The 12,528-nt window shown below is 56.2% G+C and carries 9 protein-coding genes; 8 read left to right on the top strand and 1 reads right to left on the bottom strand.

Translation table 11 applies throughout. The features are described 5' to 3' along the window. Positions 1-25 precede the first annotated feature (25 nt). On the bottom strand, positions 26-2,188 hold the full coding sequence (locus tag OGX93_RS07725; protein ID WP_286449394.1) for a TonB-dependent siderophore receptor: 2,163 nt from the start codon (positions 2,186-2,188) through the stop codon (positions 26-28). 449 nt (positions 2,189-2,637) lie between these two features. Between OGX93_RS07725 and OGX93_RS07720 the strand changes: the two genes are divergently transcribed. The 8 genes from OGX93_RS07720 to OGX93_RS07685 all read left to right on the top strand — a co-directional run bounded on the left by OGX93_RS07720 (position 2,638) and on the right by OGX93_RS07685 (position 12,527). After that, positions 2,638-3,465 carry an ABC transporter ATP-binding protein gene (locus tag OGX93_RS07720; RefSeq protein WP_058668675.1) on the top strand — a complete coding sequence of 276 codons (828 nt, stop codon included), beginning with the start codon at positions 2,638-2,640 and terminating at the stop codon, positions 3,463-3,465. Beyond that, positions 3,462-4,475, top strand: coding sequence for a FecCD family ABC transporter permease (locus OGX93_RS07715; protein WP_012133663.1), 1,014 nt, complete (start codon positions 3,462-3,464; stop codon positions 4,473-4,475). The genes OGX93_RS07720 and OGX93_RS07715 overlap by 4 nt, the downstream gene beginning before the upstream one ends. Next, positions 4,472-5,524 carry a FecCD family ABC transporter permease gene (locus tag OGX93_RS07710; protein ID WP_047458603.1) on the top strand — a complete coding sequence of 351 codons (1,053 nt, stop codon included), beginning with the start codon at positions 4,472-4,474 and terminating at the stop codon, positions 5,522-5,524. Before OGX93_RS07715 ends, OGX93_RS07710 begins: the two co-directional genes overlap by 4 nt. Positions 5,525-5,539: 15 nt before the next feature. Further along, positions 5,540-6,487, top strand: a complete 948-nt coding sequence (locus OGX93_RS07705; protein WP_012133661.1) for an iron-siderophore ABC transporter substrate-binding protein — start codon at positions 5,540-5,542, stop codon at positions 6,485-6,487. Positions 6,488-6,489: 2 nt separating this feature from the next. Continuing rightward, positions 6,490-7,383 (top strand): MurR/RpiR family transcriptional regulator, encoded by an 894-nt coding sequence (locus OGX93_RS07700; RefSeq protein ID WP_012133660.1) that lies wholly within the window; start codon positions 6,490-6,492, stop codon positions 7,381-7,383. Positions 7,384-7,571: 188 nt separating this feature from the next. Then, entirely contained in the window at positions 7,572-8,138 is a 567-nt protein-coding gene (locus OGX93_RS07695) for a TetR/AcrR family transcriptional regulator (RefSeq protein WP_049009383.1), read from the top strand. Between the two features lie 160 nt (positions 8,139-8,298). Further along, positions 8,299-9,420: an efflux RND transporter periplasmic adaptor subunit gene (locus OGX93_RS07690; protein ID WP_012133656.1), complete on the top strand. Its 1,122-nt coding sequence runs from the start codon at positions 8,299-8,301 to the stop codon at positions 9,418-9,420. Beyond that, positions 9,420-12,527, top strand: coding sequence for an efflux RND transporter permease subunit (locus OGX93_RS07685; protein WP_200023576.1), 3,108 nt, complete (start codon positions 9,420-9,422; stop codon positions 12,525-12,527). The genes OGX93_RS07690 and OGX93_RS07685 overlap by 1 nt, the downstream gene beginning before the upstream one ends. The last annotated feature ends 1 nt before the right edge of the window (position 12,528 follow it).

The raw sequence follows: 12,528 nt of genomic DNA, 5'->3' as shown, positions 1-12,528 counted from the left end.
TGACAGGGTATTTGGACGAGAAGGATCAGAACTCCATTTTTACCGTGAACTGAACTTCACGCGGGTCGCCAATCTGATTACCCAGATTATTGGTGGCAATGGATGAGGTGTAATACGTTTTATCAAACACGTTTTTCACGTTGAGTTGCAGAGTCACCGGGTATTGCAGTTTCATCTTATAGGCTGCAAAGGCATCGGCCACAAAATAACCAGGCAGATAATAGTCCGCGCCGTTGGTGGCGGAACGACGGCTTACGCCATGTCCGCCGCCGCCAATGGTCAGCGTATTGCCCATAAAGGCGTTGTGAATGTCATAGGTCAGGAACAATGAACCGGTATGACGCGGTACGTTAGGCAGTGGTTTCCCTTTGTAATCGGGATCTTCCGTGACTTTCGCTGCGGTATAACCGTAGCTGGCGATGATATTGGTATTGGGCGTCAGCGAGCCCGCGACATCCACTTCCACCCCTTGTGAGCGTACGCGCCCTGCGGTTTTCGCCACGGTTTCGCCATCCACGATTTCGTTGTACAGCACGTTGCGCTTATCAATATTGAACAGGGCGATATTGGCGGTGATGCCGTCAAAGAGATCGAATTTCGCCCCCACTTCATAGGCGGTAGAGGTTTCCGGCGGCAGATCGCCAATGTAGCTGGCAATGGAGTATTGCGGCATAAAGGCGCGCGATACGTTGCCGAACAGCGACACAGAAGGGGTCAGCTTATAGACCATGCCGAATTTCGGCACCCACTGCTGATCCGTGCTGTCGGTGTTGACGTTGAACGGGCGGCCCTTCCCGGCATATTCGGTGTAGTACTGATAGCGCATCCCGGCGACGGCGATCCATTTATCGGTCAGATACAGCGCATCCTGTACGTAAGCGGAATAGCTCTCCTGCTTAATCGTCTGGTCGCTGTCGGAGGCCGAGACGCTGGTGCATTTGCCGAGCGTACCGTAGACCGGATTGTAAATATTAAAGCCTTTCACGTTCTTACAGCGAATCATATCCGTGCGCAGCAGATCGTAATTCTCATAAGAGACGCCGGTCAGGATCTCGTTATAGAAACCAGCGATATCCACGTTTCCTTGTAAATCGGCGCGGGTCGCGTGCATCCGTTGGGTGGAGCCTTGCGTCGCATCCACGCGGCGGGTCAGGTTCCCGGTAGCGGAATCATAAGCCATCACGCGAGCCTGGTTATCGCTGTATTTATCTTGGCTGAAGCTGTAATCAAATTTCGCCGTCCACGCGCTGTTGAAGCGATATTCGGCATTGAGCTGCGCCAGATCCGATTCGCCATCGGTGATATTGAATTTCTCATCAAAGCGGGTTTTCCGATCCACGTTAACCGGCTGTTTGGTATTGAGATCGAAAATGGTGCCGCGATCGAACGGGGCTTTGTAATTACGGTGCGAATAGAGCACGCTGACCGTCGCGTTGTCGCCAAACCAGGTCAGGGAAGGGGAGATGAAGCTGCTTTGGTTAGTACCATAGTTGCGCCAGTAGTCCTCGTGCTGATACTCACCGATCAGGCGATACGCCAGTTGGGTGCCTTCAATCGGCCCGGTGATGTCAAACTGGCCTGTGCCGCCGCCGAAGCTGGAGGAGGTGGCGGAAATCGAGCCGCCAAATTGCGTTTGCGGACGTTTGGTCACGACGTTAATCAGGCCGCCGGGATCGAGAATACCGTACAGCGTGGAGGCCGGGCCTTTCAGCACTTCCACCCGCGACGTGGCCGCGTTGAAACTGCGCGGCAATACGGTTTTAAGGCCGTTGGTCATCACGGAACCATCACGATTCGCGCCGAAACCACGGCGAACAAACGCATCCTGCGTTCCGCCCAGCGTGTTGGTTTGCACGACGTTGCTGACGTTATACAGCGCTTCATCGAGGGTTGTGGCGTGCTGATCTTCCAGCACTTTGTCGCTGACGGTATTGACCACCTGCGGGATATCCAGCAGCGGCATCGACGTCAGCGTGGCGGTGGACGAACTCAGCGGTTGATAACCTGACGTGACGGCCTGATCGGCAGAAGAGGCGTCTGCACGCACGGTCATCGTCTCTTCATTTTTGAGCGGCGAGTTTTCTTTTTCCGCCGCCATGACCGCAGGAGTCGTCGTGATACCCAAAAACAGAGCGGAGCACAGCGCTCGCCCTTTCATCCCAGAAAAATAAGGAGTTAACTTAGCCATCTTTTATTTATTCCGCAAAATACCCTGCCAAAAACGGGAGGGGAAACAGGTTTATCCAGTTCATTGCCCGGCTTGCTAGCCATGCGTTTTATCCATCTTTTAACCAACGTAAACGGCGTCAGATGTGTAATTGAGAATCATTCAATCATGGGCGTTTGTAGTAGTAAACGTAAAAATGAAAAAGAAACTACAGCAGGGTTAACGTCATAAAACCGTAGTGTTATTGCGGGAAGATAATTTTTAATTTATTGATATTTATCTGTTTTTATAATTTTGTTCGTCTTTTTCTGCGGCGTTTTTGTTGCGTGCGTACGGTGAGGTAACTACAGGGCGTAATTGCTTGACTACTACAGCGCAACCCAGCAAGATCTTAAAGAGAATGAGTTTTATTTTTATTTGAAAGGCTGCGCGCGCTGGCTTTGCCAGGCTGCGACGGCGCAGGAGTGAACATGCCACAGCATGTGGAAAACACCGCCCACAGAACGGGCATTGAGCTGAAACAGCTTTCTGCTGGCTATCGTCAGCACGCCATCGTGCATGACGTCTGCCTCACTATCCCGCAAGGTAAAATGACGGTGCTGGCCGGGGCGAACGGCTCAGGCAAATCCACCTTATTAAGTACGATTGCCCGAATGCTGAAGCCGTTGGGCGGCAGCGTGCTGCTTGATGGTAAAGCGATTCATCAACAGCCGACCAAAGCGGTTTCGCGTCAGCTTGGCATCCTGCCGCAATCCCCGCTGGTGCCGGAGGGATTAACGGTTTTTGAACTGGTTTCGCGCGGGCGTTTTCCCTGGCAGAATTTTCTCCAGCAATGGACCGATGATGACGCACAGGCCGTAGAGCAGGCGTTACAGCTCACCGGAACAACCGACTTCGCCCATTTGCCGGTAGAGAGTCTCTCCGGCGGGCAGCGCCAGCGGTGCTGGATTGCGATGGCGCTGGCGCAGCAAACGCCGTTTATTTTGCTGGATGAGCCTACAACCTTTCTCGATCTGCGTTATCAGGTAGAGATCCTTGAGCTTCTGCACTCCCTGACCCGCCATCATGGTCGTACCGTGGTGGTGGTGTTACATGATCTCAATTTCGCGGTGAATTACGGCGATATGCTGGTCTTTCTCAGACAGGGACGGCTGGAGGGGATCGTACATGAAGGAGAGCACTGTACGCCGGAGCTGATCAAATCGGTGTTTGACGTCGATGTGCAGATGTCGGTGAATCCGTTGACCGGAAAGCCATTCTTCATGCCGTTTCGTGCCAAGGCTGGAGCGGAAGAATGACGGCTATGGTCATCGCATCAGGCCGCCGTCGTGGTCGATTTCTGCTGGCGCTTCCTGTCTTGCTACTGCTGCTGTTTATGCTGGCGGTGATTCATCTGGGCGTCGGGGCGCGTGCCGTCAGTCCGCAGACCGTCATTCAGGCGTTATTTCACTTCGATGCCAAAAACTTTGATCACCGAATCGTTATCTCTCTGCGTCTGTTGCGTATGGCTGCGGCCATGCTGGTTGGCGCGGCTTTGGGCGTAGCCGGCGTTCTGTTACAGGCATTGATTCGCAACCCGCTGGGCGAACCGCACATTCTGGGGCTGAATGCGGGGGCCGCGTTCTCCGTGGTGCTGTGTACCGCGCTGGGCGTCGCGGGGCTCAGTCAGTCACTGGTTGCGGCAGGGGGCGCAGCGGCACTCTTTTCGCTGGTGATGGCGCTCTCTTCCGCCGGGCGTGGCGGACTGACGCCGCTGAAGGTCACGCTCTGCGGCGTGGCGCTGTCGGCGATGGTGTCGTCGCTCACGGCGGCAATCCTTATTCTGGATGAGCAGACGTTGCTGGCGATGCGCACCTGGCTGGTGGGCGATCTCGCGGGGATGAGTTGGGAAAAAGTACGCCAGGCTCTCCTGCCGTCGCTGGTTGGCGTCGTACTGGCGGTAGCGATAGCGCCGGGGCTGAATATTCTGGCGCTAGGCGACCGGATGGCCTGTGGGTTGGGCGTTAATATTCTGCGCATTCGTCTGATGGCGATGATCGCCATTGCGCTGCTGTGCGGCGCGGCGGTATCCGTCGCCGGGCCGCTGGGTTTTATCGGGCTGTTGGTTCCGGGCGTCATCAGACGTCTGGTGACGGAAGACATTCGCCAGATGCTCCCGCTGGCGGCGCTGCTGGGGGCGGCAGTGCTGCTACTGGCGGATATCGTTGCCCGAACCCTGCTTGCCCCGCAGGAGCTGGCTACAGGAGTGATGACCGCGCTGGTCGGCGCGCCGGTGTTTATTTTCATTGCGTCGAGATTTCTTAAATGAGCGTTGTTCTGGCGCGTGCCGGGCTGCGCGCATGGCGGGTGGGAAAATTCTCACGCCTTGTCCGGCTGAAAACGGTGTGGTGTGTGCTGGGGTTTGCCACGCTGGCCGCCGTACTGCTGGTTTCGGGCGTGTTGCAGGGGTCGCTTCCCGTTCCGGCTTCCGCCATCGGGCGTGCGTTGTTCTCTCCGCAGGCGTTAACGGAGCAGCAGCAGTATGTTGTCTGGGATGTCCGTCTTCCGCGTTTGCTGATGGCGCTGCTGTGTGGAGCAATGCTGGGGCTGGCTGGCGCGGCGATGCAGTCGATTACCCGTAACGGCCTGGCTGACCCCGGTCTTATCGGCGTGAAAGAGGGGAGTAGCGTGGTGGTACTGGCGTTAGTGCTGCTCTTCCCGTCGGTCAGCCTGGTCTGGCGACCGCTGGCGGGTATTGCTGGCGGATTACTGGTCGCCGCGCTGGTCATGCTGCTGGCCCGTGATTTCTCCCGCCCGCGATTTGTGCTGATCGGCATTGGCGTCTCATGGTTCTTTGCTGCGGGAATGGGCGTTTTTATGACGACAGCCGATGTCCGCGATGTGCAAACGGCGCTGGTCTGGCTGGCCGGAAGCCTGCACGCCGCCACCTGGCCGTTGCTGTGGGTGGCGCTGGGGTGGGCGTTGCCTGCGGCTGTTCTGCTGTTTGCGACGGCGAGAGCATCGGATGTGGCGCTGCTGGGTAATCACACCGCGACCGGGCTCGGGGTGCGTCTGTCTCATCTGGCGCTGCTGCGTTTTATGGCGCCGGTCTTTCTGACCGCCGCCAGCGTCTCCTGCGTGGGCAGCCTGGGGTTTGTCGGCCTGATGGCGCCGCATATGGCGCGTTTTTGCCTGCGCGGAGGGCAAATGGCGCTGCTGTGGGGCAGTGCGCTCATTGGCGCTCTGCTGGTGCTGCTCACGGATACCATCGGGCGTCTGGCCTTTGCGCCGCTGCAAATACCGGCGGGGATCGTGATTGCGCTGGTCGGCGGCCCTTTCTTTTTACTGTTGCTCTGGCGTCGTCGGGATCGTTTGTAATTTTTAAGAGGGTGTATGCGTTTACTTTTTTCGCTGTTGCTGCTGCTGGGGTGCTCTGTACAGGCAGAGGTTGCCACCCGGCCTTTTACCGACGATCTCGGACGCGTGGTGAACGTGCCGCTGCATCCGCAGCGCATTGTGTCGCTACACGATCTTGATATCACCATTCCGCTGATTGAGCTGGGCGTTCCGCCGGTCGCCAGCCACGGCAGAACGCGTCCTGACGGCAGCCATTTCCTGCGTTCGGGCGCGCTGCTGACCGGCGTCGATTTTGATCATTCGACAATAAAGTTTATTGGTACGGCAGACATTGATATTGAAGCGATTGTCGCCGCGAAACCCGATTTGATCATCACCGAGCCGAGTCGCCATACGCCCATCGAACAACTGGAGAAAATCGCCCCGACGGTGAGCATTGATCATCTCGACGGCGGTGCGCCGGAAATTTACCGCAAGCTCGCGCAGCTTACCGGAACTCAGGCGCGACTGGCTATCCTGGAGCGTCGCTACCGGGAAGAGATTGACCGGTTGAAACACACGGTGGATACCCAACACATTACGGTGTCAGTCATTCAGGCAAACCAGGGAAAAATCAATGCGTTGCACACCTATCATTCGTTAGGACGCGTCCTGCGCGATGCCGGGTTTTCCTTCCCGAAACTGATCGACAGCATTCCGCCGGGAGGGCGGATTGACGTGAGCGCGGAGCGTCTGCCAGAGATGGACGCGGATTTTGTTTTTGCCACCTGGCGCGGTGATACCGGTGGTAAGCCGCAGGATGAAATTGCCGCGATGGATGCCGTGTTGCCGGGCTGGTGCGAGTTTCTTACCGCCTGCCAGCGCGGGCACTACGTTTTGATCTCCCGTGAAGAGGCGATTTCGAACTCCTTTGCATCACTCAGCCTGATGGTTGCACAGGTACAGTCGCATATTGCCGGGCGCCACTTACCGGAGGGGAAATAACCATGCTGACGGCGAAGAAAGTGAAAAATCGTATTGATGTCTACGGCGATCGCTTCCGGGCGCGGGCGCATCTGCTTTCGCCGAGGATGCAGGCGGTGGCGCGTTATATCCATGAGAACCGGGAAGTGGTACTGGAATTTACGGCGATAGAAATTGCGGCCGCCACTCAAACTTCTGACGCGACGGTTGTCCGGGCGATTCAGGCATTGGGGTTTGCCGGGCTGCGCGATTTAAAACAGACCATCGAACACTGGTTTGGCCCGGGTATCACCTCGGAAGAGAAAATGACGACCACGGTGAATACGCTTTCCTGCGATGTAAATTCGAGCATTGATTTTGTTCTGCAAGGGCATCAGCGCACCTGCGACGTGCTGTCTACGCCGCAAAACCGTTACGCGATTGCGCAGGCGGTCGCACTGTTGGTGGAGGCGCGTCAGGTGGGGATATTTGGCATTGGCGCATCCGGGATACTTGCGGACTACACGGCGCGTCTGCTCAGCCGTATTGGCTTGCCGTCGGTGGCGTTTAATCGTACCGGGATTAACCTGGCGGAACAGCTGATTGCGCTACAGCGGGGGGATGTGCTGATTATGATGGCGCAGAAATCGCCGCATCGCGAAGGGTTGACGACCATCCGCGAGGCGAAGCGGTTGGGCGTGCCGGTGATTTTACTGACCAATGCGCTGGAATCACGTTTTAGCAAGGAGGCGGATGTGGTGATCAATGTGCCGCGCGGCGGTGAGAACGGGAAAATGCCGTTGCACGGTACGGTGCTGGTTTGCCTGGAAATGATCGTGTTGTCTGTCGCTTCGACAGCCCCGCAGCGTTCGATTAAGTCCGTTAAGCGCATCAATGAATTGTACCGGGGAATTGGAAAGTCAGGGGCAAAGAAATAAATTTAAATATTCTCTCCATCTGATTTTCAGATTTTTTTCATTAAATCTCCATAATCTCTCCATTATTTTCCTGGCAAATAATGCAGGAAAATAATAAGCAAAAAAATCCTTTTCAATGTGCGCAGGAGACGTATAATTAGCCAAAATGAGAACGATCGTTCTCACTTTTGAGGTGACGAGGAGATGCGATGAGCAGCAAGCTGGAAATCCGCCAGAAACAACGACAGGATGAGATCATCAACGCCGCGCGCCAGTGCTTTCGCGCAAGCGGATTTCACGGCGCCAGCATGTCGCAGATCGCTGCTGAAGCCCGTCTCAGCGTGGGGCAAATCTATCGCTACTTCGCCAGTAAAGATGCCATTATCGAAGAGATGATCCGCCGTATTATCGACTATCGCATCACGCAGATAGAAGATAAAACCCAGACGGAGCGTATCCCCGGAATCCTGGCCTGGCGGCAAACGCTGAGTGAGGATGACGATGCGCTGATGCTGGAGATGGCGGCTGAATCGACCCGCAATCCTCATGTTGCCGCGATGCTCGAAGAGGCGGATGCGCGGATGTTCGACAACGCTTGCGCGCACCTGAGAAAAACGTGTCCGCAACTCAGCGAGGCCCGCATCCGTTGCTGTGTTGAAGTGATTGCAACCATGATGGAAGGGGCGGTTTACCGTCGCCTGACGCCGCAAAAAAGTGACCCTGATGCGTTACAGGAGATATATCGGGATATCGTTACCATGCTTGTGAATGGCTGAATAAAGAATCTAATAATCAAAGGGAAATAAATTATTTCCCTTATTGTCGTTGTGAGAAATAGCTCATGACGCGATACCGCTGTACCTGAAATAACGTTCAGTCGCCTGGTGCTACCTTGTTAATTTTAACGGGGCAGGCGTTTCTCACCCTGGAAAAAAGATGAAATACATAACAACATCAATTATCGCGCTATTGTTATTATCCGGCTGTGATAATACGCAAACCGACAATACCGCTTCTCCGTCTCAGGAAGTGGGCGTCGTGACCCTTAAAACAGAACCCGTTTCTGTGGTCAGTGAACTGACCGGACGCACCAGCGCAGCGCTCAGTGCCGAAGTTCGCCCGCAGGTGGGGGGCATTATTCAAAAACGCCTGTTTAATGAGGGCGATATCGTCAAAGCGGGGCAGGCGCTGTATCAGATCGATCCTGCCAGCTATCGCGCCGCATGGAACGAAGCGAATGCCTCGCTCAGACAGGCGCAGGCGCTGGTGAATGCCGACTGCCAGAAGGCGCAACGTTACGCGCGGCTGGTTAACGATGACGGTGTTTCCCGCCAGGATGCCGATGATGCGCAGGCCACCTGTGCTCAGGACAAAGCCAGCGTGGAAGCAAAGAAAGCCGCATTAGAAAGCGCGCGTATCAATCTGGACTGGACCACCATTACCGCCCCGGTTTCCGGGCGCATTGGTATCTCATCCGTCACGCCCGGCGCGCTGGTGACGGCTTCACAGGAGACGGCGCTGGCGACCATTCGTGGGCTCGACACCATGTATGTCGATCTTACCCGCTCCAGCGTGGATTTGCTGCGCCTGCGTAAGCAGTCTCTGGCGACCAACAGCGATACCCTGAACGTGACGCTGACGCTTGAAGATGGCACGACCTATAGCGAAAAAGGAAAGTTAGCGCTGACGGAAGTGGCGGTAGATGAGTCTACAGGCTCAGTCACGCTGCGGGCGATTTTCCCCAACCCTCAACAGCAGCTGTTACCCGGTATGTTCGTTCGCGCCCGCATTGATGAAGGGATCATGAACGATGCGATCCTCGCGCCGCAGCAGGGGATCACGCGCGATGCGAAAGGCAATGCAACAGCGCTGGTGGTTACTAAAGACAATAAAGTGGCGCAGCGTACCCTGGAAACAGGCGATACCTATGGGGATAAATGGCTGGTGCTGGACGGTTTGCGTAGCGGCGACCGGTTGATCGTTGAGGGATCAAGTAAGGTCACGCCGGGTCAGCAGGTTAACGCCGTTGATGTACAACTGAACGGAGGCAAAGGCTGATGTTCTCCCGTTTCTTTGTGCGCAGGCCCGTTTTCGCCTGGGTTATCGCCATTCTGATCATGCTGGCCGGTATTCTGGCGATTAAAACGCTGCCGGTTGCGCAGTATCCTGACGTGGCGCCGCCGTCGGTGAAAATCTCGGCGACCTATACCGGCGCTTCCGCTGAAACGCTGGAAAACAGCGTGACTCAGGTGATTGAACAGCAGCTTACCGGGCTGGATAACCTGCTCTATTTTACCTCGACCAGCAGTTCCGATGGTTCGGTCAGTATTGATGTCACCTTTGAACAGGGCACCGACCCTGACACCGCGCAGGTGCAGGTACAGAACAAGGTGCAGCAGGCGGAATCCCGCTTGCCGAGCGAGGTTCAACAATCCGGCGTCACGGTAGTGAAATCGCAAAGTAACTTCCTGCTGATTGCCGCCGTGTATGATAAGTCCGACCGGGCGAGCAGCTCAGATATCGCTGACTGGCTGGTGAGTAACGTACAGGACCCGCTGGCACGCGTGGAAGGGGTCGGGAGCCTACAGGTGTTTGGTGCGGAATACGCCATGCGTATCTGGCTGGACCCGGCGAAACTGGCCTCCTATTCTTTGATGCCGTCGGATGTGCAGAGCGCCATTGAAGCGCAAAACGTTCAGGTTTCCGCCGGGAAAATCGGTGCGTTACCTTCCCCTGACACACAGCAATTGACCGCTACGGTTCGTGCGCAGTCGCGCTTGCAGACGGTAGAACAATTCAAAAAGATCATTATCAAAAGCCAGTCTGATGGGGCCGTGGTACGCATCCAGGATGTGGCGCGCGTGGAGATGGGCAGTGAAGACTACACCGCCATCGCTAAACTCAACGGTCATCCGGCTGCGGGGGTTGCGGTCATGCTTTCGCCGGGGGCGAACGCGCTGGATACCGCCACGCTGGTAAAAGATAAAGTCGCTGAATTTAAACGGGATATGCCGCAGGGCTATGACGTGGCGTATCCGAAAGACAGCACCGAATTTATTAAGATCTCCGTAGAGGATGTGGTTCAGACGCTGTTTGAAGCCATCATTCTGGTGGTCTGCGTGATGTACCTGTTCTTGCAGAATCTTCGCGCCACGCTGATTCCGGCGTTGGCGGTTCCGGTCGTGCTGCTCGGTACTTTTGGCGTGCTGGCGCTGTTTGGCTACTCCATCAATACGCTGACGCTGTTTGCAATGGTGCTGGCGATAGGTCTGCTGGTCGATGACGCCATTGTGGTGGTGGAAAACGTCGAGCGTATTATGCGCGATGAAGGGCTGCCCGCGCGCGAAGCCACCGAAAAATCGATGGGAGAAATCGCTGGCGCGCTGGTGGCTATCGCTCTTGTTTTGTCTGCGGTATTCCTGCCGATGGCATTCTTTGGCGGCTCTACCGGCGTCATTTATCGCCAGTTCTCTGTGACGATTATCTCAGCAATGCTGCTCTCGGTCGTGGTGGCGTTGACCCTGACCCCAGCCCTGTGCGGTTCGATTCTTAGCCATACCGCGCCGCATAAAAAGGGCTTCTTCGGGATATTCAACCGATTCTATAGCCGAACTGAACAGGGTTATCAGCGCGGCGTCCTGCATGTGCTGCGTCGCAGCGTCAGCGTGATGGGCGTTTATGCGCTGTTATGCGGGGCGATGGCGCTGGCGATGTGGAAGCTGCCCGGCAGCTTCTTACCGACCGAAGATCAGGGTGAAATTATGGTGCAGTACACCCTGCCCGCAGGGGCGACGGCGTCGCGAACCGCAGAGGTCAATCGTCAGGTGACAGACTGGTTTCTCAATAAAGAGAAGGCCAATACGGACGTTATTTTTACCGTCGATGGTTTTAGCTTCAGCGGCAGCGGGCAGAATGCCGGGATGGCGTTCGTTTCGCTGAAAAACTGGTCGGAGCGTAAAGGCGAAGAAAATACCGCACAGGCTATTGCGCTGCGTGCCAGTAAAGAACTGGGCGCTATTCGCGATGCGACGCTTTTTGCGATGACGCCGCCGTCGGTTGAGGGGCTGGGGCAAAGCAACGGCTTCTCTTTTGAGCTGATGGCGAATGGGGCGACCGATCGCGATACCCTGTTACAGATGCGTAATCAGCTGATCGCCCAGGCAAACCAGAGCGATATTCTGCACGCCGTGCGCGCAAATGACCTGCCGCAAATGCCGCAGCTTCAGGTGGATATCGACAGCAATAAGGCCGTCTCGCTGGGGCTTGGCTTAAGCGATGTGACCAGCACCTTATCCAGCGCCTGGGGGGGAACCTATGTCAATGACTTTATCGATCGCGGCCGCGTGAAGAAGGTCTACATTCAGGGCGACAGCGAGTTCCGTTCTTCACCTGCGGATCTGGGCAAATGGTTCGTGCGCGGCAGCGATAACAGCATGACGCCCTTTTCCGCCTTCGCCACCACCCGTTGGGAGTACGGCCCGGAAAGTCTGGTGCGCTACAACGGCTCTGCCGCCTATGAGATTCAGGGAGAAAACGCCAGCGGTTTCAGCTCCGGCGCCGCGATGGACAAAATGGAAGCGCTGGCAAACAGCTTGCCTGCTGGCACCACATGGGCGTGGAGCGGGTTGTCATTGCAGGAAAAGCTGGCCAGCGGTCAGGCTATGAGCTTGTACGCCATCTCTATTCTGGTGGTTTTCCTCTGCCTGGCGGCGCTGTATGAAAGCTGGTCGGTACCGTTTTCGGTGATTCTGGTCATCCCTCTGGGGCTGTTAGGCGCAGCGCTGGCGGCCTGGATGCGTGATTTAAATAATGATGTTTACTTCCAGGTCGCGCTGCTGACCACCATCGGCCTGTCGTCGAAAAACGCCATTCTGATCGTCGAATTTGCCGAAGCTGCGGTTGCGGAAGGTTATTCCCTGAGCCGGGCTGCGCTGCGAGCGGCGCAGACCCGTTTGCGCCCAATCATTATGACCTCTCTGGCCTTTATTGCCGGGGTTACGCCGCTGGCTATCGCCACAGGGGCCGGGGCGAACAGCCGTGTGGCGATCGGGACCGGAATCATCGGTGGGACATTAACCGCCACGCTGTTGGCTATCTTCTTCGTCCCGCTGTTCTTCGTGCTGGTTAAGCATCTGTTTACCCGCAAGTCCCGTCGTCAGGAGTAAG

This window comes from Citrobacter sp. CK195 (genome assembly GCF_030333365.1).
GTDB lineage: Bacteria > Pseudomonadota > Gammaproteobacteria > Enterobacterales > Enterobacteriaceae > Citrobacter_B > Citrobacter_B koseri.
Note: the sequence above shows the minus strand (reverse complement) of the source record. Positions and strands in the feature narration are given on the sequence as shown.

What these genes read in the sequence shown, in the direction of transcription:
- OGX93_RS07725 (WP_286449394.1), bottom strand. Translation starts at nt 2,188, where the DNA reads ATGGCTAAGTTAACTCCTTATTTTTCTGGGATGAAAGGGCGAGCGCTG.
- OGX93_RS07720 (WP_058668675.1), top strand. Translation starts at nt 2,638, where the DNA reads ATGCCACAGCATGTGGAAAACACCGCCCACAGAACGGGCATTGAGCTG.
- OGX93_RS07715 (WP_012133663.1), top strand. Translation starts at nt 3,462, where the DNA reads ATGACGGCTATGGTCATCGCATCAGGCCGCCGTCGTGGTCGATTTCTG.
- OGX93_RS07710 (WP_047458603.1), top strand. Translation starts at nt 4,472, where the DNA reads ATGAGCGTTGTTCTGGCGCGTGCCGGGCTGCGCGCATGGCGGGTGGGA.
- OGX93_RS07705 (WP_012133661.1), top strand. Translation starts at nt 5,540, where the DNA reads ATGCGTTTACTTTTTTCGCTGTTGCTGCTGCTGGGGTGCTCTGTACAG.
- OGX93_RS07700 (WP_012133660.1), top strand. Translation starts at nt 6,490, where the DNA reads ATGCTGACGGCGAAGAAAGTGAAAAATCGTATTGATGTCTACGGCGAT.
- OGX93_RS07695 (WP_049009383.1), top strand. Translation starts at nt 7,572, where the DNA reads ATGAGCAGCAAGCTGGAAATCCGCCAGAAACAACGACAGGATGAGATC.
- OGX93_RS07690 (WP_012133656.1), top strand. Translation starts at nt 8,299, where the DNA reads ATGAAATACATAACAACATCAATTATCGCGCTATTGTTATTATCCGGC.
- OGX93_RS07685 (WP_200023576.1), top strand. Translation starts at nt 9,420, where the DNA reads ATGTTCTCCCGTTTCTTTGTGCGCAGGCCCGTTTTCGCCTGGGTTATC.